The 26,204-nt window shown below is 61.7% G+C and carries 20 protein-coding genes; 7 read left to right on the plus strand and 13 right to left on the minus strand.

Going from position 1 to position 26,204, the window contains the following annotated elements; translation table 11 throughout:
- Positions 1 to 68: 68 nt before the first annotated feature.
- The 6 genes from ACFRFQ_RS06635 to ACFRFQ_RS06660 form a co-directional block, all read right to left on the minus strand.
- Positions 69 to 1,703, minus strand: a complete 1,635-nt coding sequence (locus ACFRFQ_RS06635; protein ID WP_378654650.1) for an MFS transporter — start codon at positions 1,701 to 1,703, stop codon at positions 69 to 71.
- 67 nt (positions 1,704 to 1,770) lie between these two features.
- Entirely contained in the window at positions 1,771 to 2,934 is a 1,164-nt protein-coding gene (locus tag ACFRFQ_RS06640; protein WP_378654652.1) for a VWA domain-containing protein, read from the minus strand.
- Positions 2,931 to 5,114: a DUF5682 family protein gene (locus tag ACFRFQ_RS06645; RefSeq protein ID WP_378655085.1), complete on the minus strand. Its 2,184-nt coding sequence runs from the start codon at positions 5,112 to 5,114 to the stop codon at positions 2,931 to 2,933. The genes ACFRFQ_RS06640 and ACFRFQ_RS06645 overlap by 4 nt, the downstream gene beginning before the upstream one ends.
- Before the next feature lie 8 nt (positions 5,115 to 5,122).
- Entirely contained in the window at positions 5,123 to 6,223 is a 1,101-nt protein-coding gene (locus ACFRFQ_RS06650; RefSeq protein ID WP_378654655.1) for an AAA family ATPase, read from the minus strand.
- Positions 6,220 to 7,701: a DUF5691 domain-containing protein gene (locus tag ACFRFQ_RS06655; protein WP_378654657.1), complete on the minus strand. Its 1,482-nt coding sequence runs from the start codon at positions 7,699 to 7,701 to the stop codon at positions 6,220 to 6,222. Before ACFRFQ_RS06655 ends, ACFRFQ_RS06650 begins: the two co-directional genes overlap by 4 nt.
- Entirely contained in the window at positions 7,698 to 8,987 is a 1,290-nt protein-coding gene (locus ACFRFQ_RS06660; RefSeq protein ID WP_378654659.1) for an SWIM zinc finger family protein, read from the minus strand. The genes ACFRFQ_RS06655 and ACFRFQ_RS06660 overlap by 4 nt, the downstream gene beginning before the upstream one ends.
- 170 nt (positions 8,988 to 9,157) lie before the next feature.
- On the opposite strand from ACFRFQ_RS06660, the gene ACFRFQ_RS06665 reads away from it, so the two are divergent.
- Both ACFRFQ_RS06665 and ACFRFQ_RS06670 read left to right on the plus strand, forming a co-directional pair.
- Positions 9,158 to 9,565, plus strand: coding sequence for a YciI family protein (locus ACFRFQ_RS06665; RefSeq protein ID WP_378654661.1), 408 nt, complete (start codon positions 9,158 to 9,160; stop codon positions 9,563 to 9,565).
- Between the two features lie 10 nt (positions 9,566 to 9,575).
- A complete protein-coding gene (locus tag ACFRFQ_RS06670) occupies positions 9,576 to 10,724 on the plus strand; it encodes an RNA polymerase sigma factor (protein ID WP_378654664.1) in 1,149 nt (382 codons plus the stop codon).
- Here ACFRFQ_RS06670 and ACFRFQ_RS06675 read toward each other — a convergent pair.
- On the minus strand, positions 10,699 to 11,721 hold the full coding sequence (locus ACFRFQ_RS06675; RefSeq protein ID WP_378654666.1) for a bile acid:sodium symporter family protein: 1,023 nt from the start codon (positions 11,719 to 11,721) through the stop codon (positions 10,699 to 10,701). The genes ACFRFQ_RS06670 and ACFRFQ_RS06675 overlap by 26 nt on opposite strands.
- A gap of 81 nt (positions 11,722 to 11,802) precedes the next feature.
- Here ACFRFQ_RS06675 and ACFRFQ_RS06680 point away from each other — a divergent pair, with 81 nt between their 5' ends.
- Positions 11,803 to 12,696, plus strand: a complete 894-nt coding sequence (locus tag ACFRFQ_RS06680) for a LysR family transcriptional regulator (protein ID WP_378654669.1) — start codon at positions 11,803 to 11,805, stop codon at positions 12,694 to 12,696.
- On the opposite strand, the gene ACFRFQ_RS06685 is transcribed toward ACFRFQ_RS06680, so the two are convergent.
- The 5 genes from ACFRFQ_RS06685 to ACFRFQ_RS06705 all read right to left on the minus strand — a co-directional run bounded on the left by ACFRFQ_RS06685 (position 12,685) and on the right by ACFRFQ_RS06705 (position 19,838).
- Complete coding sequence (locus ACFRFQ_RS06685; protein WP_378654672.1) at positions 12,685 to 14,007, minus strand: PucR family transcriptional regulator; 1,323 nt, start codon at positions 14,005 to 14,007, stop codon at positions 12,685 to 12,687. The two genes, ACFRFQ_RS06680 and ACFRFQ_RS06685, sit on opposite strands and share 12 nt — an antisense overlap.
- Positions 14,004 to 15,437 carry a phytoene desaturase family protein gene (locus ACFRFQ_RS06690; RefSeq protein WP_378654674.1) on the minus strand — a complete coding sequence of 478 codons (1,434 nt, stop codon included), beginning with the start codon at positions 15,435 to 15,437 and terminating at the stop codon, positions 14,004 to 14,006. The genes ACFRFQ_RS06685 and ACFRFQ_RS06690 overlap by 4 nt, the downstream gene beginning before the upstream one ends.
- On the minus strand, positions 15,434 to 17,278 hold the full coding sequence (locus ACFRFQ_RS06695) for a DUF3556 domain-containing protein (RefSeq protein ID WP_378654676.1): 1,845 nt from the start codon (positions 17,276 to 17,278) through the stop codon (positions 15,434 to 15,436). The genes ACFRFQ_RS06690 and ACFRFQ_RS06695 overlap by 4 nt, the downstream gene beginning before the upstream one ends.
- Before the next feature lie 84 nt (positions 17,279 to 17,362).
- Positions 17,363 to 18,835, minus strand: a complete 1,473-nt coding sequence (locus ACFRFQ_RS06700) for a class I adenylate-forming enzyme family protein (RefSeq protein WP_378654679.1) — start codon at positions 18,833 to 18,835, stop codon at positions 17,363 to 17,365.
- A 115-nt stretch (positions 18,836 to 18,950) separates the two neighbouring features.
- Positions 18,951 to 19,838 (minus strand): LysR family transcriptional regulator ArgP, encoded by an 888-nt coding sequence (locus ACFRFQ_RS06705; RefSeq protein WP_378654681.1) that lies wholly within the window; start codon positions 19,836 to 19,838, stop codon positions 18,951 to 18,953.
- A 74-nt stretch (positions 19,839 to 19,912) separates the two neighbouring features.
- On the opposite strand from ACFRFQ_RS06705, the gene ACFRFQ_RS06710 reads away from it, so the two are divergent.
- The 3 genes from ACFRFQ_RS06710 to ACFRFQ_RS06720 all read left to right on the plus strand — a co-directional run bounded on the left by ACFRFQ_RS06710 (position 19,913) and on the right by ACFRFQ_RS06720 (position 23,773).
- Positions 19,913 to 20,533, plus strand: a complete 621-nt coding sequence (locus ACFRFQ_RS06710; RefSeq protein WP_378654683.1) for a LysE/ArgO family amino acid transporter — start codon at positions 19,913 to 19,915, stop codon at positions 20,531 to 20,533.
- Between the two features lie 202 nt (positions 20,534 to 20,735).
- On the plus strand, positions 20,736 to 22,283 hold the full coding sequence (locus ACFRFQ_RS06715) for an FAD-binding protein (RefSeq protein ID WP_378655088.1): 1,548 nt from the start codon (positions 20,736 to 20,738) through the stop codon (positions 22,281 to 22,283).
- Positions 22,284 to 22,444: 161 nt separating this feature from the next.
- Positions 22,445 to 23,773, plus strand: coding sequence for a ClC family H(+)/Cl(-) exchange transporter (locus tag ACFRFQ_RS06720; RefSeq protein ID WP_378654686.1), 1,329 nt, complete (start codon positions 22,445 to 22,447; stop codon positions 23,771 to 23,773).
- A gap of 38 nt (positions 23,774 to 23,811) precedes the next feature.
- Here ACFRFQ_RS06720 and ACFRFQ_RS06725 read toward each other — a convergent pair whose 3' ends face one another.
- Positions 23,812 to 25,182, minus strand: a complete 1,371-nt coding sequence (locus ACFRFQ_RS06725; protein WP_378654688.1) for an NAD(P)/FAD-dependent oxidoreductase — start codon at positions 25,180 to 25,182, stop codon at positions 23,812 to 23,814.
- 123 nt (positions 25,183 to 25,305) lie between these two features.
- Between ACFRFQ_RS06725 and ACFRFQ_RS06730 the strand changes: the two genes are divergently transcribed.
- Positions 25,306 to 26,196: a LysR substrate-binding domain-containing protein gene (locus tag ACFRFQ_RS06730; protein WP_378654691.1), complete on the plus strand. Its 891-nt coding sequence runs from the start codon at positions 25,306 to 25,308 to the stop codon at positions 26,194 to 26,196.
- Positions 26,197 to 26,204 lie beyond the last annotated feature (8 nt).

Raw genomic sequence — 26,204 nt, forward strand, 5'->3', positions numbered from 1 at the left:
GACGTTAGCCGACTGTGCGTCCAGTTCGCGACGATCTCGACTTCTCGACCGGAAGGACTGGCACCCCATCAGCCAGAGGCAGGGATTCCACTCGTTCGATCATCGGAGCCGACCGGTGTCCGCGGAATCCGACCCGTAGCGAACAGTGCCGCGACGGCAAGGAACGCCGCGACCGCAAAGGCGACGCGCAGAGCTTCGAGTCTGGCCTCGGAGTTGACGTCGACAATCGCAGCGGACGTCTGTTCGTCCACACCGGCCTGCGCCAAGGAATCTTGAAGTTGGGTGGTCGAGATGAACGGAACCCCGGACACCATATTCGTCGAGGCCTGTTGCTGCACCGATACCGGTACAGCCGGATTGTCCTCGATCCCGGCGATCGCCGACGTTGTCAGTGTTGCGATCAGTACCGAACCGATCAGCGCCGTTCCCAACGACGCACCGAGGTTGGTTGCGGTGTTTTGCAATCCACCCACTTCTGCACTTTTGTCGTCCGGCAGCGCTGACACCGTGACGGCGCCGAGTTGTGACGACAGAGCGCCCAGACCGAAACCCAGGAACAGCATCGGGACCATCACGATCGCGGCATTTGCACCCGGATCCATCCCGGCGACCAACAGCAGGATGCCGAAGATCATCGACAACAACCCGACGCGGACGACGCGTCGGGGATTCGCTGTCGGCCGGAGCTTCGGAATTCCGATCGCCGCCAGTACGAGTGCCGCCGACAACGGCAGGATTCGCACTCCGGTCTCGAGTGCGCTCAGTTCGAGCACCACCGACAGAAAGAGTGGCACTGCAAAAAACACGCCCGCTTGAACGAGGAATTGAGCGAAGAACATCGAAAGCCCGCCCGCTAGTTGCCGATTCCTCAACATGTCCGGATCGACCAGCGGTTCCTTGGCTACGTTGACCAACCACGTCTCCCAGCGGAGGAAGCCGTAGACAACCAGCAGTCCACCGAGCAACAACCACACGACCGGCGACATCCCCAGCACCTCAGGCCCTTGGGGTTTGGCCTGCAACCAACCCCACTCGCTCGAACGCAGAACACCGAACACGATCATCCCGAGCCCCGCAACCGACAGCAGGGAACCCACACCGTCGAGGTGGCCTTTGGTGGGAGCGACGTCGGCAACCTTTCGCAACACCAACAAGATCGCGACGACGAGAACAACCTCGCCGAGGAAGACATAGCGCCACGACGCGAAGGTCGTGACAGCGCCACCGATCAGTGGCCCGACGGCAACTGCCATCGCGCCGGCGGCGGCCACCAATCCATATGCCGCCGGACGCCTTTCCGCTGCGAAGTTCGTTGCCACCAGCGCCACGATCGCCGGCATGATCAATGCCGCACCGATCCCTTCCAAGAGCGACCATCCGATCAGCAACACGGGAAGATTGGGTGCGATCGCCGTCGTGAACGACCCGACTCCGTAGATAACCAGTCCCAACCCGAAGGCCCGTCGCCGGCCGATCATCGAACCCACCTTGCTGCCCGTGATCATCAACGTCGCCATCACCAGGGTGTACAACGTAATAGCAGTCTGGATGCCGGTAATAGTGGTCCCGATGTCGGCGGCCACCGTCGCCATCGAGACGTTCATGACCGAACTGTCGAGAGTCATCAGGAATTGGCCGCATGCCAACACTGCGAGAACCAAACCAGAACCTGCTTGTCTTGCCGATGTCTGCGCAGGGCTCATCGCGGGGGAGTACCCGAACATACGTTCTTTGAAGCAGGGCGCTTTTCGGGAACGCCGACAAGTCTGGTCAGGAATCCTCCAGTGCCAGTCTGTCCGCCCAGGCCCCTACGTCGCCGCGCTCCAACGCCACCGCGAGCAACTCCGGAAACTTGTCCGGTGTGCAGGCAAAAGCGGGAATCCCCAACCCACCCAGAGCTGCAGCGTTGTCGTGATCGAACGAAGGGGCACCGTCGTCGGAGAGTGACAGCAAGACAACCACCTGTACACCGGCAGCTTTCATCGCGGCCATGCGCCGAAGCATCTCGTTGCGAATTCCACCTTCGTACAAATCGGAGATGAGCACGAACATCGACTCGGACGGCCGCGAAATCAGCGACTGGCTGTAGGCGATCGCTCGGTTGATATCTGTGCCGCCGCCCAGCTGAGTTCCGAACAGCACATCCACCGGATCCGCCAATTTCTCCGTCAGATCGACCACCGCGGTATCGAAGACGACCAGCGACGTCTTCAGCGCGCGCATCGACGCCAGCACTGCGCCGAATACCGAGGCGTAGACAACACTGGACGCCATCGAGCCCGATTGGTCGATGGCCAGGACCACGTCGCGTTGCACTGCCGTGGATTTTCGTCCATAGCCGATCAGTCTTTCCGGCACCACAGTGCGATACTCGGGCAGATAATTCTTCAAGTTCGCCGCGATGGTGCGGTTCCAATCGATATCTCGCAGCTTCGGATTGGACGTCCGGGCAGCACGATTGAGCGCTCCGGTTACCGCAGCCTTGGTCTTCTGAGCTATGCGCTCCTCCACTTCACGCACCACCTTGCCCACCACCATCCGGGCGGTGGCCTTGCTGGCTTCCGGCATCACCTGATTGAGGCTGAGCAGGGTTCCCACCAGGTGCACGTCAGGTTCGACGGCGTCGAGCAGTTCCGGTTCCAGCAGCAAGTGCGTCAGCCCGAGTCGATCTATCGCGTCCTTCTGCATCACCTGAACAACGGTGCTGGGAAAGTAGGTGCGGATATCACCGAGCCACCGTGCAACTTTCGGCGCCGACGCACCCAACCCTGCTGAGCGCCGAGTTCCCTTCGTAGGGATCGAACTGTCGTAAAGGGCGGCCAGCGCAGCATCCATCTGCGAGTCTCCCGGCAACCCGAGTCCACCCGTCGACTCTTCTGCGGATTCACCCAGCATCAAGCGCCATCGCCGTAGCCGCTGATCGCTTTCGCTCATGCGTCGACCCCCAAAATATCTGAAACCACGGCCATCGCTGCCCGCCCGCGCCGGGCATCGGTTTCGACTGCAGTCTCCGTGTCACGGCCACCTCGCACAGCCTGCCCGATCGCGCGTCGCTCCCCCGCCTCGAAGGCACCGAAGGTCCGGCGCAGCAATGGGAGGGTGTCGATGAAATCCTGCTCGCGCAGCCGTCCCACCCAACTGTCGATCAAGTCCAGTAACGCTCGATCATGCACCAAGACCAGCCCACCGCCACCGAGGAAACCGTCGACCCACCCGGCCTTGTCCACTGGCGCACTGCCGATGGACAGAGCCCGCGACAACCGCTGTGCCGCATCGATCTCCGATATCGATCCGGCGTCACGAAGCAAACGGACCATCCGACCCGTCAGGATTCCGTTGACGTCGCCGCGGTCGATGAGACCCTCGACCACCTTCAGCCAACGCGCGATGGACTCCGGATCGTCACGCATCAACACGGCGGCGTGTACTTTGTCCAGATGATCACGGAACTCTTCGGCGCTGGCATCGTCGAGGCCGGTGACCGCCACCGGTAACCCCGTGCAAATTCGAATCGATAATCCGTCGACAACTTCCGCCAGCGCAGATACGTCGGTCCCGCGAACGTCACCATAGCGCAGCGTCCGTGTGAGAATCGGCAGCGCAGTCATCAAATGTGTCACGTCATGATCAAGAGCTGCAACAGTTTTGACACTGGAGAGAACCTGCGTCAACGAGTCGGGAAGATCGGCGAGGAGGCACTGTTCCAAGAGTTCGGTCAGCTGGGCGAGCACAATATCCTGCGCCTGAATCCGTGCCTCGATCTTGGCCGCTGCTCCGCCCGATACCGTTGTTCCCCACAGTGACGCCTCGATCACCGATACTGCAAATTCCGGTTTCCATTGCAACGCCCACGTTTCCCGGAAGGTACCCGTCGAACGCACTTCGTCCTCCGCCGGCACACCCCAGCCGATATCGAGGAGAGCCAACCTGTGCAGGAATCGCGACCGCGCCACGTCGATGTCGCGGCGCAAGTCCAGGTCCAGGTTCTTTGCCCCGGCCTGTTGTTTGAGGCGCAATGTTTTTGCCCGGGCCCGCAAATCGGCTTCCAGCGGAACCGTCGGAGTGTCTTCGGGTACTTCACCCAGCGACTCACCGACCACCAGTTTTCGGGTGATCAGATCGAGCAACACGTCGTTGCCCTCGCACATCACCGACCTTGTCGCCTCTGTCACCTCGGACAGACCGGCAAGAGGACGAGAGCGTATGACTGCCAATGCTTCTGCTAGTCTCACCGCTTCGATGACGTGCGCGCTGGAGATCGGTAGATCTTCCTCCCGCAGCACCCGGGCAACCTTGGTCAGCCAGCGGGCAACAGTCTTGTCCGGGGCGGTGAACAGATGGTGATACCAACCCGGCGAGGTGATCCCCGCTCCGTATCCCGATACGGACGCGAGACGCGAATGTGTCCAGGGGACCCACGTCAATGACGTCTTGATCTTGGTCATTCCCTTGAGGATTCGAGCATCCACCGCGGCAGGACCGAGCGGGCCAACCAACGCCGGCGCATGCCACGCACCACAGACGACGGCCACTCGCTGCGCGCCGTCCTTCAGGGTTCTTCGCAACACCTGCCGCATGTACGCCTCGCGATGCGCCGTCTCCTCGTCAATCGGAACGGTCTCCCGAAGCGCCGCCATCGCGTCGGTGATCGCATCGAAGACATCCGAGCTACCCGAACCCGAGTCGGATTCGATGACGGAATCCCACCAGCGCTCGGTGTCGTCGTAGCCTGCAGCCGCAGCCAACTCGGTCAGCGGGTCTCCTTCACGCGTGCTCAGCTCACGCTGGTCCGCCAGCATGTTGTACGCGGGTAAGTCGCAGAAACGAGCCAGCGCACCGTTTTTCGCAGCCCATTCCAGCGCCTGCCACTCCGGCGAGAACACCGCAAACGGCCAAAAAGCCGCCTTCGCCGGTTCCCCTGTCACGTACGCAAGCAAGGCAACCGGAGGCGACATGGTCTCTGACGCCGCCAGCATTACCAGTGGATCAGCATCCGAAGGACCTTCGATCAGGACGACTTCCGGATCAAACTCCTCCAAAGCACGCCGAACGGCACGCGCCGAGCCTGGCCCGTGATGGCGGATCCCGAAAACTCGGACCCTGCTGTCCTGCATGGCAAATGTCACCCGGTGACCTCGCGGCAGGCTCGGTAGAAGTCGGACCAGTCGCCTCGCTCACGAACCACGGCCTCGAGGTACTCGTTCCACACCACGCGATCCGCTACCGGGTCCTTGATCACCGTACCGAGAATTCCGGCCGCGACATCTGATGCACGCAACACACCGTCACCGAAGTGCGCAGACAATGCCAAACCGTTGGTGACTACCGAAATCGCCTCTGCTGTCGACAGTGTGCCGGACGGGGACTTCAGCTTTGTCCGGCCATCTACGGTGGTGCCGGAACGCAATTCGCGAAATACCGTGACAACTCGACGAATCTCCTCCGCCGCGGCCGGAACGAGCGGCAACTCCAGTGCGGAACCCAATTGTTCGACGCGCCTGGCCACGATCGCCACCTCGTCTTCCTCACTGGCCGGCAAGGGCAGAACAACGGTATTGAAGCGTCGACGCAACGCGGAGGACAGATCGTTGACTCCACGGTCACGGTCGTTGGCAGTGGCGATGAGGTTGAAGCCCTTGGCCGCCTGCACTTCCATACCCAATTCGGGTACGGGAAGGGTCTTCTCGGACAGAATCGTGATGAGAGCGTCTTGCACGTCGGCCGGGATGCGCGTCAACTCCTCGACTCGGGCGATCTTCCCGGTTTCCATCGCGGTCATCACCGGGGAGGGCACCAAGGCGCCCGCGGTAGGGCCTTCGGCCAGCAGACGCGCGTAGTTCCAGCCGTACCGGATCGCCTCTTCGGGCGTGCCGGAGGTGCCCTGAACCAAGAGTGTCGATGCTCCCGAAATGGCCGCCGAAAGGTGCTCGGACACCCAGGTTTTAGCGGTTCCCGGCACCCCGAGCAAGAGGAGCGCGCGGTCGGTGGCGAGGGTCGCGACGGCGACTTCCATCAGCCGGCGTGGTCCCACGTACTTGGGTGAAATGACGGTACCGTCGTCGAGAGTCCCGCCCAGCAGATACGTCACCACCGCCCAGGGTGAGAGGTTCCACGACGGTGGCCGCGGACGCGTGTCGGCCGCGGCCAGTGCGGCTAATTCATGTGCGTATTCCTGCTCGGCGTGCGGACGCATCAGTGAGGTCGGATCAACAGTGGCACTCATGTGAGCTCCTCGAGCAGTGTCTTGCGGTGGACAATGGCGTTGGCGGTCTTGACAAAGGCTTGTTGCCAGTCGAGATCACGGGCACGCTCGGCAGCTCGGCCGAGCAAAGTTACTGCGCTGTACGGGAAGCCGGCCTGCGCGAGGCGCAGCGAGTCGGCATATTTGTAGCGGGAGAACTCGGCAGATCTGGCCCCACCGTCTGCACGCCTGGCCGCAACGCGCTCCCACTGCGCAACCACGGAGGCCGTGATGTCTTCCGGCCACGGGCGAGGCAGCGCCTGAAAGATCGCGGCCCGGTCCGGGTGCAGGATGTTCGCGTCACCGGTACCGGACAGGAGCAGATCCGCCAGATCACGCGACGGAATCATCGGGAGCAGGCGTCTGTCGGTGGACAGACCACGCGTGCGAAATATCGCTTGACTCCACTCCGAATTATGTTGCAGTACGGCGGCTGTAGACCACGCGTCGTGAAGGATCGGTTCCCATGTCCGATCGAGACTCAGGTTCAGAACCTCGACCGGTTGACCGACCATGGTGTTCCACAAGGACAATGGCGCTGCACTGATCGCTTGCCTGACGTACTCGGCGCGGTAGTCGGTGTGTGGGTTCGGCCGATCCTCGATCCCGTCCCGCTTCGCGGCTGCATCGATTTCTTCGGGGGCCTCGACCACAAGTCGCACACCGGACTGTGTCCGCTCGATCCGCACCCATTCCTGGACGCGCCGAGCCATACGTTCGCCGAAAGGTGACTGCGGCAGTCGGGCGAGAACCGTCGCTGCTTCGCGCCGGACGTCCTTGCGTCTGTCATCGAGGGCGCGTTCGAGCAAGGGCATGTCCTCGGCACTCAGTCCGGTGACGAGAGCTGCGAGAAACGCCGCTTTGTGTTCACCCCGTTCGGTTTCCCAGGATTGCGTCAGCTCCGCCGACGCCTTCGCCGGCTCACTCCGGCGAGTATTTGTCAGCCATCGGAGGCGTTCTGTCGGCGTTCCGTGCCGCCACCCGTCGACGCCACCGTGGTTGCGAATCAGCATGGACCACTCGGGATTTCGGACGGCTAGCCACTGCCCGCGTTCCCCGACGATGCGCAGGATTCTCTCGCGGTAAACCTCACCGGCGCGCGCATAGGTCAGTAATTCCGCGACCAGATGATCCGGTGCCCGGAAGTTTCGCTCGATCGCCAGCGCAAACCAGTCGTCGAGTAGCGTCGCTTTGGCGGCCAGCATGGACAGCAGATGCGTCGAAGACGATTCGGGGAGAACCAAACGCGGATCATCCTCTGCGGGCGCTGGCACATCAGCAGTGACGGAACCCGCTCCCCCGGCGCGGTAGGCCCTGGCCAGTGCCGCCGCCTCGAGCAGCACTACTGCCGGATCACCGCCGAGTTGCGCAGCAGCCGAACGGACATCGGCAGGAAGGTCGTCGAAACTCGGTGCTGTACGCGATGTTCCGAGCAAAGCGGTCGACATGAGAGTGCTCACAGCGCCATCACCTGACCGTTCACGAATACCGAGAATGCCTCGAAACACCGTGCATTCCACGTTCCACAGACGCTTACCGGATACCCGCCCGAAATTCCGAGGAGTGTCCACATCATGCGTGCATCACCCGCCGCTGGAAGTGCTTCGCCGAAGCGGTCGACTAGAAACCATGATCCGTCGACATAGGACGGTGTGACATCGGTGACCACGACCGGCCACGACCGTAGCCACGGATCAGCGCTGACAGCGTCGGTGTAGCCCTGCAGTGCCGCGACAATATTTCCGGGCGGCAGGGTCGTGAACGGCTCCGCATCACCATGTGTTGTGCCGAGTCGTGCCCGCAGCGCCGCCGCACCAGGATAGAAGTGCAGGTTTGCGTCGACTACATGCCCGGCAGGCGGCACGACACCCGAGAAATTGGGCGAACCGTGGGAGAAGTCGAGCAGAAGGGCCCAGCGCCCCGTAGTTCGCCCCAGGAGCCAGGTGGTGCGGGTGAAGAGCCGTTTCTCCTCGGTGATGCGTGAACCCATCACCATCCAAGGTTCGCGAACGGCGGGCAACTCCATCACCCCCTCGGTGGACACTGGATATCCGACGTGTGCCCGAACGGAATCGCGAAGCGGACCGGAAAGTTGATCCATCTTCTGGTGCGCAACTACGAGGAGATGCAGGCGCACAAGTTCACTCAAAACCAGGTCCGGCCAGTTCTCGGCCCCGGCCACTGCCCCGGCCAGTGACCGCAGCGCGCCGGCAACCCCGGGGGCCTGCGCGTCGATCATGCGTGCGGCCACTCCGTCCAGCGCTTCCCAGGAAGTATCCATCGATGCCAGGCCCCCACGGATCTGGTCGGTTATCCACAGGTCCAACTCTGCCAATCCGCTTGTCACTCGCTCGGCACGTTTCTGCGCGGTGGTTGGATCGGCAACCGCCTTGGCTGCGGGCACCGGTTGCGCAGCGGCCTTCTCCTCGCGCCTTGCCAACCACTCCGCAGCGAAGTCGGGCGGCTCCGAGGCCACCGGAACGCGTCCGGTCGACCATTCGAGAAGTAGGCCGAGTGCGTGCTTGCACGGAAACTTGCGACTGGGACACGAGCACTTGTATGCCGGACCACTCAGGTCGACTATCGCCTGGTACGGCTTCGATCCGCTGCCCTGGCACAGTCCCCAGAGCGCATTCTCGGCCTGCCCTGTCTGCGACCACGCCCCTGCCAGTTTCTGCGCAGCCGCCAACGAGGGGGCATCGGGAGCCGCCGACGCCACCTGGCCGGCAGTCCACGGCGAAGTCACTCAGACACCGTAGGTCACGCTGCCGACACCACCGCGTCGAGACCGCTCACCAGCCACAACTACACATATCGAAAAAAGTCTGGGACACCGTGTCGAGAATCCGTGACTTGCTCCGTCCCTGTAGTGAAGTGCCACCAGAATGGGTAGCACCAACCCCGAGGAGAAACACGATGGCCAAGTACTTGCTTCTCAAGCACTACCGCGGCGCCCCGGCTTCGGTCAACGACGTTCCGATGGATCAGTGGACGCCGGAGGAGATCACGTCACACATGCAGTACATGCAGGACTTCGCGGATCGACTCGAGGAGACGGGCGAGTTCGTCGACGGTCAGGCGCTTGCCCCAGAGGGCACGTTTGTCCGGTACGACGGTGAGGGTCGTCCGCCCGTCACCGACGGTCCGTTCGCGGAGACCAAGGACCTCATCGCCGGCTGGATGGTGATCGACGTCGACAGCTACGACCGCGCTGTCGAATTAGCCGGTGAGTTGTCGGCAGCACCCGGAGCAGGCGGAAAGCCGATCCACGAGTGGCTCGAATTGCGGCCCTTCCTGACCGCTCCCCCCACGATCACGGACTGATTTTCATCGGATGAACGACGTCTTGATTCGGAGCCTCACTCCGAGCGTGCTCGGAATCCTCGTCCGCCGCGGAGCACATTTCGCAGCGGCCGAGGATGCCGTGCAGGATGCGCTGCTCGAGGCAGTCCGGGTCTGGCCGGACAACCCGCCGCGCGACCCGAAGGGCTGGTTGGTCACGGTGGCCTGGCGGCGATTCCTCGACGCGACCCGAGCGGATGCCGCCCGCACCAAGCGCGAGCAGCAACTCGAGGAGGAACCGGCGCGTGATTCCGCACCCGCGGTGGACGACACCCTCCAGCTCTACTTTCTCTGTGCCCACCCGTCGCTGACGTCGTCGTCCGCGGTCGCGCTCACACTACGAGCTGTCGGTGGGCTGACGACCCGCCAGATCGCCGAGGCTTACCTGGTCCCCGAGTCGACCATGGCGCAGCGCATCAGCCGGGCCAAGCGCACCGTCTCGCGCGTGCGGTTCGATCAGCCAGGCGATGTCTCCACTGTGTTGCGCGTCCTCTACCTGGTCTTCAACGAGGGGTACTCGGGCGATGTCGACCTCGCTGCCGAAGCTATCCGGCTCACCCGGCAGCTTGCGTCCGCAATCGACCACCCCGAAGTGGCCGGGTTGCTCGCCCTCATGTTGCTCCACCACGCTCGGCGGGCCGCCCGAATCTCGCCCCACGGCAATCTTGTGCCGCTTGCAGAGCAAGATCGCAGCCTGTGGGACACCGAGACGATCAGCGAGGGGATCACGATCTTGTACTCGGCGCTCGCGCGTGACCGACTCGGTGAGTATCAGGCTCAGGCCGCCATCGCGGCATTACACGCTGACGCGATCACCGCCGAGGAGACCGACTGGGTTCAGATCGTCGAGTGGTACGACGAACTCGAGCGACTCACCGACAGCCCGGTTGTTCGACTCAACCGAGCAGTTGCCGTGGGCGAGGCCGACGGAGCGCGCGCCGGTCTGGCGGCACTCGCAACGTTGGACAACTCACTGCCCCGTCACACCGCAGTGGCGGCGTATCTCCACGAGCGCGACGGCGATCTCACAACGGCGGCAGCGCTTTACAGCGAGGCAGCTTACAAGGCAACCAACCTCGCCGAACGCGACCACCTCACTCGCCAGGCGTCCCGGCTCAACTCCCGCCGGAGTGCAGACTGACGTCTTCGCTCTCCGACAGATCTGCCTGCGCGAGCGGCCGGCGGGAAAGGCGCTGAGCGATAATCGCGCAAACGATGAGCTGAATCTGATGGAAGATCATGAGTGGCAACATGATCAGCCCCACCTGACCGCCACCGAACAACACGACAGCCATCGGAACCCCCGATGCGAGGCTCTTCTTGGATCCACAGAACAGGACGACGACGCGATCCTCGACAGAGAATCCGAGCACCCTGCCAATCACCAGCGTGACACCCAGAACCACGGCAAGCAGCGCGACACACACCCCGACGAGTACAGCAATTTGACCGGGCTGCACTGTGCTCCAGATATTTTCGTTCATACCCTCACTGAAGGCTGCATAGACCACCAAGACGATCGAACCTCGATCTACCAGCTTCGTAGGCTTGGCGTTGCGCGTCAACCACTCGCCGATCCAGGGGCGCAACAACTGTCCGGCAAAGAACGGCACCAGCAACTGGAACACGATCACGATGATCGAACTCGCGTCGACATGAACATCTCCGGTGGTGTTCATCAGCAGGATCACCAGCAACGGCGTCACGAAGACACCCACCAGGTTGGAGAACGACGCACTGACAACAGCGCCTGCGACGTTGCCGCGGGCTATCGACGTGAACGCAATGGACGACTGGACCGTCGAGGGCACCAGGCACAAGAAGAGGATTCCCGTGTACAACTCGTCGGAGAGAACTGACGGAACGAGTATGCGCAGCGCCAGCCCGAGCAACGGAAAGACGACAAACGTCAAGGCCAGGATCACCGAATGCAGTCGCCAGTGCTTCACGCCCTGCCATGCCTCGGACGGAGACAACCGTGCTCCGTAAATGAGGAACAGCAGGCCGATCGCCACCTTGGTGGCCCACCCCAGCACATCGGCGGCCGTGCCAGCGGCCGGAAATACGCTGGCCACACCTACTGCGGCGATGATCGCAAGAATGAAGCCGTCGATGTAGAACCTGCTCAGAAACTTCACGCTGAACACGCTACGACGCACGGCATTATCGCAATAGCAGATGAAGGCTATATTAGTTATCGCGATCTGCGATAGGAGTTCATGGTGCTCGACCCGGTACTGCTCCGAACCTTCCTCGCGGTCGAACACACCGGAGGGTTCACCGCCGCAGCAAAGCAGCTCGGACTGCGTCAACCGACAGTCAGCGGGCACATCACAAAGCTCGAGAAGGAGATCGGGCGCGAGTTGTTCGCCCGTGACACACACCGGGTGGTTCTGACGTCCGACGGCGCCGCGATGCTGGGATTCGCGCGCGAGATCGTCGGGGCACAGGAAAAGGCTATGCACCACTTCGGCGGTACGGAACTGACGGGCCACATCCGCTTTGGAGTATCGGAAGACCTTGTTGCGCAGACGCTTCCCAGCATTCTTCTCGAGTTCCGGCGCAATCATCCCGGCGTGGACCTCGAACTCTCCGTGGGTCTCAGTGAGGAAGTCCATGCACAGTTGAGGGCTGACAAACTTGACCTTGCCTTCGTCAAGCGTCGCCCCGGCGAGCGACACGGCCAACTCGTGTTCGACGATCGACTGGTTTGGGCGGGGCCTGTGGGTGCGAAACCCGAGCTCACCGAACCGATCCCCGTTGTCACCTATCACCCACCGAGCCTCACGCGAGATGCCGCCCTGAAAGCGCTCGATCGCGCGAAGCTCCCCTACCGGATCACCTGCACGACAAAAGGCCAGCTGGGGCTACGTGCCGCAGCCCTGGCCGGCTTGGGATTCATCGTTCACAGCGAAAGTCTCCTACCGTCGGATCTGGTTCCGGTCGAGGGACTTCCGAGTCCTGGGCGCACCCAGTTCACACTGATCACCACGGGACGCCGCAAACAATCGGCCCCCGAACAGGCCCTGACCCGCGCCATCGTCGAAAACACCCACCGGCTACGATTCCCGGGCACGAACTCGTACTCGACGAGACCCGCCTCAATCGGGTAGACACAACACCGATCGACCGAGCAGTTCGCACACCTGCAATGCGAGAGCCAAATCCAGCTTGTCCCGCCCGACGACAACAGGGTCACCGAGCGCTTTGTTGATGCGGTACTTCACGGTATTGCGGTGGAGATTCATCTGCTTGGCTGTATGGAGGTGACTTTCACCGTTCGCAAAGTACACGCTCAGTGTTGTGCGTAGGGATGCCGCAGCCGGCGTATCGGCAGCCAAGGGCCCCAACACTTCCCACACCCAGGATTTGGTCGCATCGAGATTGTCCGACAGCAGAGACACCACAGCGATGCCGCGGTCACCAAAACTCACGAGTGGGCGGCCCGGTGTATCCGGTACTGTTGCAACAGAATAAGCGGCTCGCGCTTGCTCGTGCGAACGTTTGAAGCCGGACATCCCTTTCCCCGGAAGGCCGACGGCGACGCGGGTGCCACCGTCGAGTGGCACGGATGCCGACAACACTTGCAGATCCGGTGCCGGAACGCGACGCCCGAAAGGTAACCACGCCCATACTGTTCGACGGTCGATCGCGGTGACGATCACTGATTTGTCGGCGCCTGCCGCCGCGCCGAGATCACGCACCAGACGATCCAGAGCATTGAAGCCCAACGCGTCGGCGTCCCACGTCGACCAGGCAACCACGGCAATGTGGTTCTGGTCCAGCCGATAACCGGTCTCAGCTTCGAAACTACCCGCATCTGCGCCGGTACCGGACAACAGTGCGTGGATCGCGGCCGAATGCAAGTTGCCCTGCGCGTTGATCCACCGACTTCGCTCCTGTTCGTACGCGTCGAACACGTACAACGTTATCCAGTCGATGTAGCTGTACACCACATCCGAAGTGTGTTTCAGGACAGCCAAAGTCAACCGGGCAGGAATGTCGAGAGCGCTGACCTCGTCATGGCAGATCCTCATCAGATCACCCTGGCCCATGTGATAAGCCCGTACCAACGAGTTGGACGGGACGTCTCGTTGAGCGAGCCGGAGCGCGTATTCCACTGCAGCAGTAGTGGGCTGGAGATGATCGATGGGGATGTCGTTGGCCAGCACGTGGATGATCGTCGTGACATTTCCCTGGACGCTGGCTTCGAGCATCTCGATCAAATTGGCATCGTTATCCAACTGGTCGATTTCGTGAGCCATCATGACGCTCATTTCGCGCGCAATTTCAGCACTGCGCGCTTCGAGCCGTCGCGCTAATTCTGCAACCACGGCAAGAACTTCCGGTTCGGCAGCAGCCGGCACCCGGGCGAGACGCCGCCGCGCGACGGCGTCTCGATCCTTGTGCGAGGGACCAGTCACAAAACCTCCGTGCCCTTGCGTCTGAGATACTTCAATGCAGATTCGGCCGCGTTGTACCCGCACATTCCGTGTGCACCGGCCCCTGGTGGGGTCGACGCCGAGCACAGATACGTGCCCTCGATCCCGGTACTGTACGGATCGAGGGCAATGCGCGGACGCAGAACCACCTGTAGTTCGGAATTGGCTCCTCCGATTATGTCGCCACCGACCTGATTCGGATTGTCGTGCGCCAGATCTGCGGTACTACGACTCGATATCGCCACGATCTGCTCACGGAACCCCGGCGCGAACCTTTCGATCTGGCGAATGATCGCTTCCGTAGCATCCCCGGCATACCCGTGTGGCACATGCGCATAGGCGTACAGCGGATGGATGTTCCCGGCAGAGCGGGTGGGATCAGCCAGGTACTGCTGACCGACGAGCACAAACGGCCGCTCCGGCATGCGCCCCGAATTCGTCGCACGCTCAGCGGCAACGACTTCGTTGAAACCACCTACCAGATGAACTGTTCCGGCCCGAGCGCAATCCGGATTGGTCCACGGCACCTGGCCTTCGATCGCAAAATCGACCTTGAAAGCTCCGGGGGCCTGCTTGAACTTCCGGTAGGCCTTTGCCACTCGGGCCGGGAGACGATCCCCCAGGATTTCGAGAGCACCACCTGGATTGACATCCAGCAGAACAACATCGGCGTCTGGAATCTCGGATGCGGTGCGCACCCGAACGCCGGTGTCGATCTTGCCACCGTGATCGAGGAGCATCGCTGCCATGGCATCGGTGATCGAACGCGAACCGCCCTCGGCGACCGGCCACCCGTGGCGGTGACCAGCAGCGGTAATCATCAACCCCACGGCCGACGTCGCGGGTCGGTGAAGCGGATAGAAGGCGTGCGCAGCCACTCCGCCGAACAATGCCTTGCCCTTCTCCGTCTTCCACAGTTTTGCGATCACGGTGGCTGGAAGCAAGGCACGCGGACCGAAAGCCGCAAGCCTCAGCGGATGACGCGGGACGTTCACGATCGGGCGCATCAGATCGGACGCCAGAGCGTCGAATCCCGTCGACAGGTCTCCGAACATGCGTTGCCATCGCTGCCCGTCCGCACCGAGACCTGCCGCGGTCTGCTGCAGCGAGCGGTACAGAACACCGGCGTCGCCGTTGTCGAGCGGATGTGCACAGTCCACCTCGGCCCACCGCCAGTTCAGCCCGTAGCGCTCGAGGTCGAGCTTCGACAGGTACGGCGAGCCGATCCCCATCGGGTGAAACGCCGAGCAGTGATCGTGGATCAACCCGGGCACGTCGATCGGACCTGAGCGTGTTCCTCCGCCGATCTGGTCGGCAGCCTCGAGTACCTGCACGTCCACACCGCTCCGTGCAAGGTGTACCGCGGCAGCGAGCCCGTTCGGCCCGCTGCCGACAACTACGGCCTTTGTCACTTACCCACCTCTTGCTCGATACTGGTCTTCGTCCGCATCCTCGGCTCGGAGACGACCTGCGGATCTGTCGCCGCGCGGTCGGCTCGTACGTCCAGTGTCCACTGAACGTCGAACGGAATGGGTCCGTTCGGCAACCACGGTTGTTCGGCAACTGCGTCGGCCACCTTGAAGGTGCCCCGTTCGATGACGCCCAAGGCCGCGTCGATCACCTTGTACGCCTGAGTGCCCTTGTGGATGGGCTGGGATTCGATCCACGTCACCAGGAACTCGCCCGGCGCGAAGTTGCAACGACGCTGGATCGCCGCGATCATCTTCTCGTCGTGCAGATGGCCGTCGCCGAAGTTGAAGGCAACGATGGAGTTGCACATGAACTCGGCCTCCCGCAGGGAGTACGTGTTGATGTCCTCACCGAGATGACGGAGCATGAGCGAGAACAATGCACGCCCCTGACTGTGCATGGAACGCCAGCCCAACAGTTGGTGCAGAACGACGTCGGACACGTCTTCGGGGTACATGGTCATCAACTGATTGCGAGTGTCAGGCGACGGACGCTTGATGTTCTGGTCGATCTTGGCTTCGGCGCCCGGGGCAAATGCCCACGTCGCAGATGCCCAGTTTCCGGCGTACTGACGCATCGAGGGCAGGAACGACACCAGATCGGGTCGGAGATTACCAAGAATCGGGAAGAGGGCAAGGGCTGCAACAATTCCCACGGTAATCCACGGCGAAGACATGGCGCCGAGGCCGTAACCGTCCCACGCCGGGAATCCCAGGAACAGGAAGGCCGCGGCGTAAGCGAACAGGAGATTCCATTCCAGCGGAACGGCCAGCGGGAAGGTCGAGGCAATGAACAGGTGGAACCCGACCATGAGGATCACGGCAAGAATGGTCAGAGTCTTGTTGGTGGAGAACAGCAGTATCAACGGGGTGACAATCTCGACCATCGTTCCGGCCACGTGCGCGATGCCGCCACCGAGGTGCGAGGGACGCAGATCCTCGGGGAAGTTGCGATAGTGCGCACGCTTGATCTTCTTCGACGGAATCCACGGTGTGTTACTCAACATCGGCGGAATCACCAGTGAGAAGTGCCGACCGAACTTCGAGATACCGGCGCCGATCCACACCATGACGATCAGCAACTTGAGCGCCAGGATCATGTCGACGAACGGCAAGAACGTGAAGAAGAAGATCGCCGGCAGGTACTGCTCGCTACGCGCGGCGATGAACGGAACTTTGTCACGCAGACCAAGAATCACCATGAGTACCAGGAACGAATACAGGGCGGTCGGACGCACGAGTCCGGCGTTGTCGGCGATCGCCGCGTCGATTCCTGTGGTGTGCACTCCCGGAAGTACGGTGGCAACAAGCAGATTGGCGACAGCTGCGACATAGATGAGAACGTCGAAGACCGTGCGGGTGTCACCGGAGGTGAGCGGAACCTTGCCCGGCCACGGTGGCAGGCGAATCGTTCCGGGCCGAATCCAGTAGAGGACGCCGCCTGTCATCGGCTTGAAGTGGCCGGCCAGCGGACCCCACGAACCTGCCAGACCCAGCATCTCGAGCATCATCGTCCAGAGGATGAGCTTCTGGTAAACGATGGGCTGGTTCCACCATGATCCTGGATCGACCCAGGAGAGACCGGAAGTCAGTGTCGCAACTGCTGTTCCGGCCAACAGGTAGAGAAACAGCAACTTCATGATGTAGACGGTGTGGACCATCTTCGGTGTCCCGAACCCGTAGTCCACCCAGTGTGTGGACATGTCGCGTAAACGCTCGAGGAAAGGCTTGTCCATGAACGTAGCCGGGTCGACGGGAGGGAAGTTTCCTTCTTTGAATCCCATGATGCGCTCCTGATGTGCAATATGTGGGCATGACGGATCAACTCGACGCACGTCATCGAGTTATTCGGTACTGCGGGTATGTGGCTAGCGAGCGGGTTCGACGCTCAATGCTCGCCGCATTCCAGGTTTGTCGATCTTGCCCACCGGGTTTCGGGGTAGCGCATCGACGACGTAGATCGCCACTGGCAGCTTCACTCGGGTGAGCAGTGCCGTGACATGTTCGAGCAGTTCATCTTCTGTGACAGGCGAATCCGGATATGCGACGACATAGGCAACCGGCACCTCTCCGTAGACCTCGTGTGGAGAACCGATCACAGCTGCCTCCAGCACGCCAGGGTGGGTGGCAAGCGAATTTTCTATTTCCTTGGGGTAGATGTTTTCTCCCCCGCGGATGATCATGTCTTTGATGCGGTCGACCAAAGTCAGGTAGCCGTCCTCGTCCAGAACTCCGACGTCGCCCGTGTGCAGCCAGCCGTCGACAACAGTTTTTGCCGTCTCTTCCAGCCGGTTCAGATAGCCACGCATCACGTTGGCGCCCTTGATGATTACCTCGCCGGCGATACCTACCGGAGCAAAAGTCCCGTCGTCGGCGAGGATCGCGATCTCTTGCCCGGGTAGCGCCGGACCGACTGTGCCGAGTTTGCGAATGCCGTCATACGGATTACACGCCGACGCACACGTTCCTTCGGTCAGTCCGTAGCCTTCCACGATGACAAAACCGAAACGCTCTTCGGCGCGTTCGAGGAGTTCCCTACTGATCGGCGCGGCGCCGCAGACACCCAGCCGCAATGACGACGTGTCGGAATTTGCACCTTCGGACTGTGAGGTCAGCATCGCGTAGATGGCGGGGACCGCGGAAAAGTAGGTGGGCCGTAAGCGGGCCACGTCGTCGAAGAACCTTGATACCGAAAACTTTCCGGTGATGCTGACCTGACCGCCGACGATCAGCGGGGCGAGAATGCTCACGCAAATCGCATTGACGTGGAACAACGGCAGCACTAGCAGACAATGGTCTGCCGCCGTGATGCCGATGCTGCGCCCCATCGACGACGCCATGAACTGCAGGTTCGCATGGGTCAGCATGACACCCTTGGGGGTACCCGTAGATCCGCTGGTGTAGATCAAGAGTGCGAGGTCATCTTCCGCCACCGCGACTTCCGGCAGCGGTACTGATGGTGGTTCAACAGCCAGATCATCGACGCACAGCACTGCGCGTCCACCGTTCGGGGAATCAACTCCAGCCGTAACAACCAGTTGCGCACCGGAATCCATGATCTGAAAATCAGCCTCATTGGCCGTGAACATCGGATTGATCGGTGTCGCAGCGGCGCCGACGCGCCAGGCCGCCATGATCGCTGTCACCAACTCGACTCGGTTGGGAAGCATGATCGCAATGACGTCACCGCGCTCGATACCCCGGCTCGAGAGTTGCGCCGCAACAGCTTCTACGCGATCGGCGAACTCCGTATAGGTCAGTTCGCTTCGATCGTCACGAAGGCACGGAGCTGATCCGTACGTCTTTGCCAGATCGGGGGCCAGATATCCGATGTTCACCACGTGAGTCAGCACCTTTCATTGCATGTGACTCAGAACACTATCGACGATCCGGGGCCGAAGAAACGGTCGCGGAGGCTCAACTTATCCAATTTCTTTGTCCCCGGAGCACAACCAGTCAGGCACTCGATTGAGGCAAGATTTCCTGCGCACGCGCGGCAACGGCCTCGGCGATTCGCACCAGAATCGGCGGCGACAACTTCCACTGCTGCCAGAACAGCGGCACGTCGTAGACAGAATCCGGATCGAACCCGACCAGCGCATCCGCCGATTCGAGACTTTGCAGGTCGGGGAGCAGACCCCAGCCGTAACCCAGTCGCACCGCGTCCGAAAAGCCCGCGGATGAGGGCACTTGGTGACGAGGGGGATCAACGGGATACCCGACCTTCCTGTCCAAGTACCTGTCCTGCAGCAGATCCTTGCGGTTGAACACCACCATCGGCGCCCGTGAAAGTGCCTCTGCCGTAACACCGCCCGCAAACCATCTGTCACAGAATTGGGCGCTGGCCATCGGTCGGTAGCGCAAGATTCCGAGCCGACTCGACGTGCAACCCTGAACTGGCGTCGCCGCCGATGTTATCGCTGCCATCACCGACCCGTCGCGTAGGAGATCGGTTGTGTGGTCCTGATCGTCGATGTGGAAATCGAAACTCGCTTCGGCTGTGAAAACCGCCAGCACTTGAAGCACCCAGGTGGACAACGAGTCCGCGTTGACCGCGACCGGGATACGAGCCAGAGAACCCGGAGTGTCGTCAAGACCCAACTCGCGCACGGCATCCCGCGTGAGTGCATCTATCTGACGAGCCAAGCGCAATACTTCGCGCCCCGAGTCGGTGACCTGAACCGGTTTGGTGCGTTGCACCAGGATTCGGCCCACCTCACGTTCGAGTGCTTTGATTCGCTGACTGACCGCCGATGGCGTGATGTGCAGTTTTCGGGCGGCAGCGTCGAATGTTCCCTCATCGACCGCGGCGTGGAGCGCCTTCAACTGCTCAAAGTCCAGCATAATCTGAAGCTACCCTTATGTAGCCTAAGAATCATTAGTTGGACTGCTGATTGTTCAGCGACCAGGCTGGTTACATGCTCAGCAACAGTGACCCGACGTCCGCCGTCGTCGGTTTTGGTGTCGGACTCTCGTTGATCGTCGCGATCGGCGCACAGAATGCCTTTGTTCTTCGCCAAGGCCTGACGCGCTCCCACGTACTCCCGATTGTGGCAGTCTGCGCCGTATCGGACGCAATTCTGATACTCGCAGGCATCAGCGGAATTGGAGCCTTACTCGAGCATGCACCGTCACTGATCACGTTCGTTCGCATTGCCGGTGCGGTTTTCCTACTCAGCTACGCAGTGTTCGCTACCAAACGGGCCCTCCGACCCCAGACGATGGCACCGGATCAGCATCGCAACGGGTCGAGGCTTACCGCCGTCACCATGGCATTGGCGCTTACGTGGCTGAACCCGCACGTCTATCTCGACACCGTCGTGCTCATGGGTTCAATTGCCAACGGACGCGGCGAGATCGGACGCTGGTGGTTTGCCGCCGGCGCCATCACAGCCAGCGCGATCTGGTTTGCCGCTCTCGGCTACGGCGCCCAGCTGTTGACGCCACTTTTTGCCAAACCCAGCGCCTGGCGAGTTCTCGACGCCGTCATCGCCGTGATGATGACGGTTCTCGGGGCCAGCTTGCTGCTCGAACTTTGAACCCCGGTTACTCCCCCTCGGTCGGCGACGACTTCCGAGTTATCCCGTTCACTGGACATCGACAACCGCACCCGGGTCAGGCCGTGCTTAAGATCACGTTACGTCGACGTCGAGGACATCGCTGACGCCATGGTTCTCCGCTTCGAGTTCGAAATCGACACCACCCGCACCGTGCAGAGCAGGGAAGCAGAAAGGCTGAATGATGATGAACTGGAACGAAGAATACGACGTGCTGGTGGTCGGTTCCGGCGGCGGCGGCGTCACCGGCGCCTACACGGCGGCCCGCGAGGGACTGACCGTGAACCTTGTCGAGGCGACCGACAAGTTCGGCGGCACCACCGCATATTCCGGCGGCGGCGGGGTCTGGTTTCCGTGCAACCCGGCACTGCAACGCGCGGGCACCGACGACACTATCGAGGACGCGCTCGAGTATTACCACGCCGTAGTCGGAGACCGCACGCCTCGTCAGCTACAGGACACTTACGTGCGCGGCGGCGGACCCCTGATCGAGTACCTCGAGCAGGACGAAAACTTGAAGTTCGAAATGCTGCCGTGGCCAGACTATTTCGGCAAGGCACCCAAGGCTCGACTCGATGGCCAGCGGCACACCATGCCCACCCCGTTCCCCGTCTCCCGAGCACCCGAACTGCGGGAGGTCGTGCGCGGCCCCCTCGACTCGGAGCGTCTGGGAACACCACAACCCGACGACTTCTTCATTGGCGGACGAGCACTGATAGCCCGCTTCCTCAAGGCCATCGAGAAATACCCGAATGCGAAGGTGTCCTTGAACAGTCCGCTCGTCGAGCTTGTGGTTGAGGAAGGTGCCGTTGTCGGCGGTATCGTCGAACGCGATGGCAAACGCGTAGCCATCCGAGCCCGAAGGGGCGTGCTTCTGGCAGCCGGTGGTTTCGAGGCCAATGACGAACTGCGACAGAAGTACGGGGTTCCCGGTCACGCCCGCGACACCATGGGGCCCGGGGCCAACCTCGGCAAAGCACACCAGGCCGCCATCGCAGTCGGCGCTGACATCGATCTGATGGATCAGGCCTGGTGGTCACCAGGACTGACCCATCCCGACGGACGTTCTGCGTTCGCGCTGTGGTTCACCGGCGGCATCTTCGTCAATCAGGACGGTGCTCGGTTCGTCAACGAGTCGGCTCCGTACGACCGACTCGGGCGCGATGTGATCGCTCAGATGGAACAGGGCACCGTCACCCTGCCGTATTGGATGATCTACGACGACAAGGAGGGCTCCCGCCCGCCGGTGCAGGCACCGAACGTGTCGATGACCGAGACTGACAAATACGTCGACGCCGGCCTGTGGCACACCGCCGACACCCTTGAAGCCCTTGCCGAAAAAATCGGAGTGCCATCCGAATCGCTGGTGGTGACAGTCGCTCGATTCAACAACATGGTCGAAAGCGGAGTCGACGAAGACTTCGGCCGTGGTGACGAAGCCTACGATCGTGCGTTCTCGGGCGGCGAATCACCACTCGTGGCGATCGAGCACGGCCCGTTCCACGCGGCTGCCTTCGGAATCTCCGACCTCGGCACCAAGGGCGGGCTGCGCACCGACACAGCAGCGCGAGTTCTCGACACCTCGGACAACCCGATTCCCGGCCTTTACGCGGCGGGAAACACCATGGCTGCGCCGAGCGGAACGGTCTACCCCGGCGGCGGTAATCCCATCGGCACCAGCATGCTCTTCAGCCACCTCGCCGTGCAGAACATTATCTCCGAGCGCACGTAGCGCACGTTCCGGACAGGCGGCTTCGCCGGAGCCGTCGGGAAGCCGAGGTGCGGTTGATCCGACAGCGACACAACCAGCGCGAATGCGCTACCGTCACACGACGCACGTTCCACGCAATTCACGTTTCGAGAGTTGTGACCGTCAGGTAGGGACTGAGCACGATGACCGCGGACGATATCGGCACCGAACCGCGCGAGGCTGGCCGCGGGTTGATATTGCTGTGCGTGCTCGCAATCGTCGCCGGAGTCTGTGTCGGCTTCGTCGGTGGCGCGTTCCGTTGGTGCCTGCGCAAGGCGGACAGTCTCCGCGAGACGATCTTGGAATGGTCACACGGGATTCCCTATGTCGGCTGGCTTGTCCCCGTTGCACTGGTTGCGTCCTGCACAGCGCTTGCCGTCGTGATCGTGCAACGCGTGCCGCTAGCAGCGGGAAGCGGCATCCAGCATGTGGAAGCCGTCTTCCGCGGCGAGGCACAACCTCCACCTCTTGTCCTCGTGCCCGCAAGATTTATCGGCGGTCTGCTGGCGATCGGCTCGGGACTCGTTCTCGGCCGCGAAGGTCCCACCGTGCATATGGGTGCGGCGATCGGAGCAGAAGCAGGACGACGAGCACGGCTTTCGGAACCCGATGTGCGGCTGCTTCAAACATCCACGGCTGGAGCTGGACTCGCCGTCGCTTTCAACGCTCCCATCGGTGGCGCGTTGTTCGTCTGCGAGGAGGTCACCAAGTCGTTCCGGCTCCGAACAGTGCTTCCCACGCTGTTCGGCGTAGCGGTGGCGGTGGCCTGCTCACGGCTGGTGATAGGTAATCGGCCTGACTTCGCGGTCGGCATCGTCCCCAGTCCGCAGATTGCACTTCTACCACTGTTTGTCGTCTTCGGACTGTTGACCGGGCTACTGGGAATCCTCTACAACCGCCTGATTCTGGGCATGCTCGAACTTGTTGCACGCCAACGTCGTATTCCGCCGACCGTCATCGGGGCGATAATCGGTGCCGTCATCGGAGTCATCCTGTTTCTCGATCCACTGGTCGGTGGCGGCGGCGATACCGTTTCGCAGATGCTTGTCGGCGGACGCACGTTCGTCCTGCCGATTCTGCTGCTGTACCTCGTTGTTCGTTTCTTCACCGGCCCGCTGTCCTACGCCGCCGGAACTCCTGGGGGGCTTTTTGCTCCGCTACTCGCACTCGGCGCCTTGTGGGGTTCGTTGTTTGCCGGATTGGCAAGCTTCGTCCCCGGCGTGGACGCCGGAGTCACCGTCGCGATGGCGATGGTCGGTATGGCCGCGTTCTTCGGCGCCGTGGTGCGGGCGCCTTTCACCGGCATCGTGATCGTCGTGGAGATGACAGCCGTGACTTCTGTCCTCGTTCCGATGCTCGCCGCCACCGCTGCCGCAGTCCTTGTCGCGACATTGGCCGGGTCGGCACCTATTTACGACAGTTTGCGCGAACGGATGCTGCACAGCCAAAACCAACGCCCACCTCGCACGTAGCGAAGTGGGCGTTGGAGGATCCTGCTTTGCCGTGAAAGTCAGGCGGAGTGCGCCAACTCGGGTTTCTTTTCGAGCACCGGCGGAGCAGCTTCGATCTTCACCGGCTCTTGCGTGTAGTGGAAGTGCGGGCGACGGTGGCCGATGAAGGATCCGAACCAGGACATGACTGCGACGTAACGGTTTCGGAAGCCCACCATGTACATGACGTGCACGGCCAACCACATGAACCACGCGATGGTGCCCTTGAATTCGATCTTCTTGCCCACCCGGACCACAGCGCTGAATCGGCTGATGATCGACATGCTGCCCTTGTCCATGTACTTGAAAGGCGTTCCGGCCTTACGCTTTCCATTGACAATCTTGGCGGCGTGACGGCCACCCTGCATCGCGACGGGCGACTGACCGGGCAAACCGTTGAGCGAGGTCATGTCACCGACGGCATACACGTTGGCAAAGCCGCCCACGGTGAGGTCGGGATTGATGAGGAGCCGACCAGCGCGGTCGCTCTCACAACCGGTTGCAGCTCCGAGAACTGCGGCAAAGTCGTTGGCACGCACGCCGGCCGACCAGATGACCGTCTCGGCGTCGATGCGCTTTTCTTCCTTAGTCTGGATCGACGACACTGTGACGCCGTGCTCGTCGATGGCGGTGACCATGGTGTTCAGAACTACCTCGACACCGGACTTCTCGAGCGATTTCTGCGTGTATTCGCTGAGCTTGCCACCGAAGGCGGGCAGTGCAACGCCGGCACCTTCGACCATGGTGACGGTGACTTCTTCGGCACTGATGTTGTTGATAGCCATCGCGAAATAGCGGCGCGCCAATTCCTTGATCTGACCGGCCAACTCGACTCCCGTGGCACCGGCGCCGACGACGACAAAGCTCAGCAGGTTCTTGCGCGTCAATGCGTCGGTGGTGGTGTGAGCCTCTTCGAAGCAGCGCAGGATCTGCTTTCGCAGCAATTCTGCGTCCTCGACGGTCTTGAGCTTGTACGTGACCTCGGCAAATTCGTCGCGTCCGAAGTACGCCTGCGTTGCTCCGGTTGCCGCGATCAGTGAGCGATATCCGAGCGTGTGCCGTTGGCCCGACGCCTCGTAGACGATTGTGCTGTCTTCGGCATTGACCTCGACGACGCGTCCGAGGCGGACGTCCGCGTCGGGGAACTTCTGCAGGATGTTGCGAATAGGCGGAGCGATTTCGCCCGCCGAGAGCACGCCGGTCGCAACCTGGTAGAGAAGCGGCTGAAACAGGTGCTCAGTGGTCTCGGAGATGAGGACAAACGGGGTCTTGGACTTCGTGAGCGTCTTCGCGGCAGCAAGTGCCCCGAACCCGGATCCGACGATGACGACCTGAGTCTTCTCGTGTCCCGTTGCATCCACATCTGCGCGACCCGCAGCAGTTCTGTCCACCACAAACTCCTAAACCAAATTGAAAGTATGACTATTACCGTATGGAACGGTCATAGGCTCAGTCCAGCTAGCTGCAGCATTCGCAAGACTGTTATCTGTTTTGCTCATAAGTAGGATGTCGGTATGGACTTTCGTCAACTCAAGTATTTTCTCGTCGTCAGCGAGGAACTGAGCTTCAGCCGCGCTGCCGAACGGTGCTTCATCTCCCAATCCGCCATCAGCCATCAGGTGGCCCGACTGGAGAAGGAACTCGGCGCGACGCTCTTCGAACGGTCCACCCGGGCGGTGCACCTCTCGCCGGCAGGCTCCCGATTGGTGCCGATCGCCCAGCAGGTTCTGAGTCTCGAAACCATGGCCTACTCCGTGGCACGCGATCCCAGCGCACGCATCCGAATCACCGGAAACATGAGTTTTGCCGGTCAGACCCTGGATGCAATTGCCCATGTGCGCGAACGACATCCAGACCTCGACGTGGAGTTCGTGATCAAGAGTTTTGCGCACCGAATGGATGCGGTGGCGTCAGGCGACGCAGACATCGCACTTATTCGCGGCAGCGTCGACCGTCCCGGGCTGGAACCGATCGACCTCGGCGTCGAGGATCTGCTGATCGTCATGTCGAGTCGCCACCCGTCGGCCGGCCAGCAGAGCGTCGACCTGAACGACCTCGCCGCCTACCCCTTGCTGCTGCCACCTCGCCAAAGCCAGGTCTTGATTCACCAGGTCGTCGAAGACGCATTCCGGGAAATCGGCCGTCGAGTGCAGTTGGGCCCGGCAATTCCGAGCGATCACACCGCCACCCTCGACGTCATCACGAACCCCAAGGCCTGGACCTTGCTGTACTCGATCACCGCCGGCGAATCACCCAGGGCCGGAATCAGTTTCATGCGAGAAGCGCACGGCCGCTTGCGAATCCCCGTCTCCGGCGTTACCCGCAGCGGCGCCACCCACGTGCCGGAGTTCAACGATCTGATTCAGGCACTCAAAGATTCCATGAACCCATCTTTCACTGAGTGAAAGTTGGG

Origin of the sequence: Rhodococcus sp. NPDC056743 (assembly GCF_042790355.1) — a bacterium.
GTDB lineage: Bacteria > Actinomycetota > Actinomycetes > Mycobacteriales > Mycobacteriaceae > Rhodococcus_F.

Excerpts from the sequence above, each read along its gene's own strand:
- ACFRFQ_RS06635 (WP_378654650.1), bottom strand. The coding sequence starts at position 1,703 with ATGAGCCCTGCGCAGACATCGGCAAGACAAGCAGGTTCTGGTTTGGTT.
- ACFRFQ_RS06640 (WP_378654652.1), bottom strand. The coding sequence starts at position 2,934 with ATGAGCGAAAGCGATCAGCGGCTACGGCGATGGCGCTTGATGCTGGGT.
- ACFRFQ_RS06645 (WP_378655085.1), bottom strand. The coding sequence starts at position 5,114 with ATGCAGGACAGCAGGGTCCGAGTTTTCGGGATCCGCCATCACGGGCCA.
- ACFRFQ_RS06650 (WP_378654655.1), bottom strand. The coding sequence starts at position 6,223 with ATGAGTGCCACTGTTGATCCGACCTCACTGATGCGTCCGCACGCCGAG.
- ACFRFQ_RS06665 (WP_378654661.1), top strand. The coding sequence starts at position 9,158 with ATGGCCAAGTACTTGCTTCTCAAGCACTACCGCGGCGCCCCGGCTTCG.
- ACFRFQ_RS06670 (WP_378654664.1), top strand. The coding sequence starts at position 9,576 with ATGAACGACGTCTTGATTCGGAGCCTCACTCCGAGCGTGCTCGGAATC.
- ACFRFQ_RS06680 (WP_378654669.1), top strand. The coding sequence starts at position 11,803 with ATGGTGCTCGACCCGGTACTGCTCCGAACCTTCCTCGCGGTCGAACAC.
- ACFRFQ_RS06695 (WP_378654676.1), bottom strand. The coding sequence starts at position 17,278 with ATGGGATTCAAAGAAGGAAACTTCCCTCCCGTCGACCCGGCTACGTTC.
- ACFRFQ_RS06705 (WP_378654681.1), bottom strand. The coding sequence starts at position 19,838 with ATGCTGGACTTTGAGCAGTTGAAGGCGCTCCACGCCGCGGTCGATGAG.
- ACFRFQ_RS06710 (WP_378654683.1), top strand. The coding sequence starts at position 19,913 with ATGCTCAGCAACAGTGACCCGACGTCCGCCGTCGTCGGTTTTGGTGTC.
- ACFRFQ_RS06715 (WP_378655088.1), top strand. The coding sequence starts at position 20,736 with ATGATGAACTGGAACGAAGAATACGACGTGCTGGTGGTCGGTTCCGGC.
- ACFRFQ_RS06720 (WP_378654686.1), top strand. The coding sequence starts at position 22,445 with ATGACCGCGGACGATATCGGCACCGAACCGCGCGAGGCTGGCCGCGGG.
- ACFRFQ_RS06730 (WP_378654691.1), top strand. The coding sequence starts at position 25,306 with ATGGACTTTCGTCAACTCAAGTATTTTCTCGTCGTCAGCGAGGAACTG.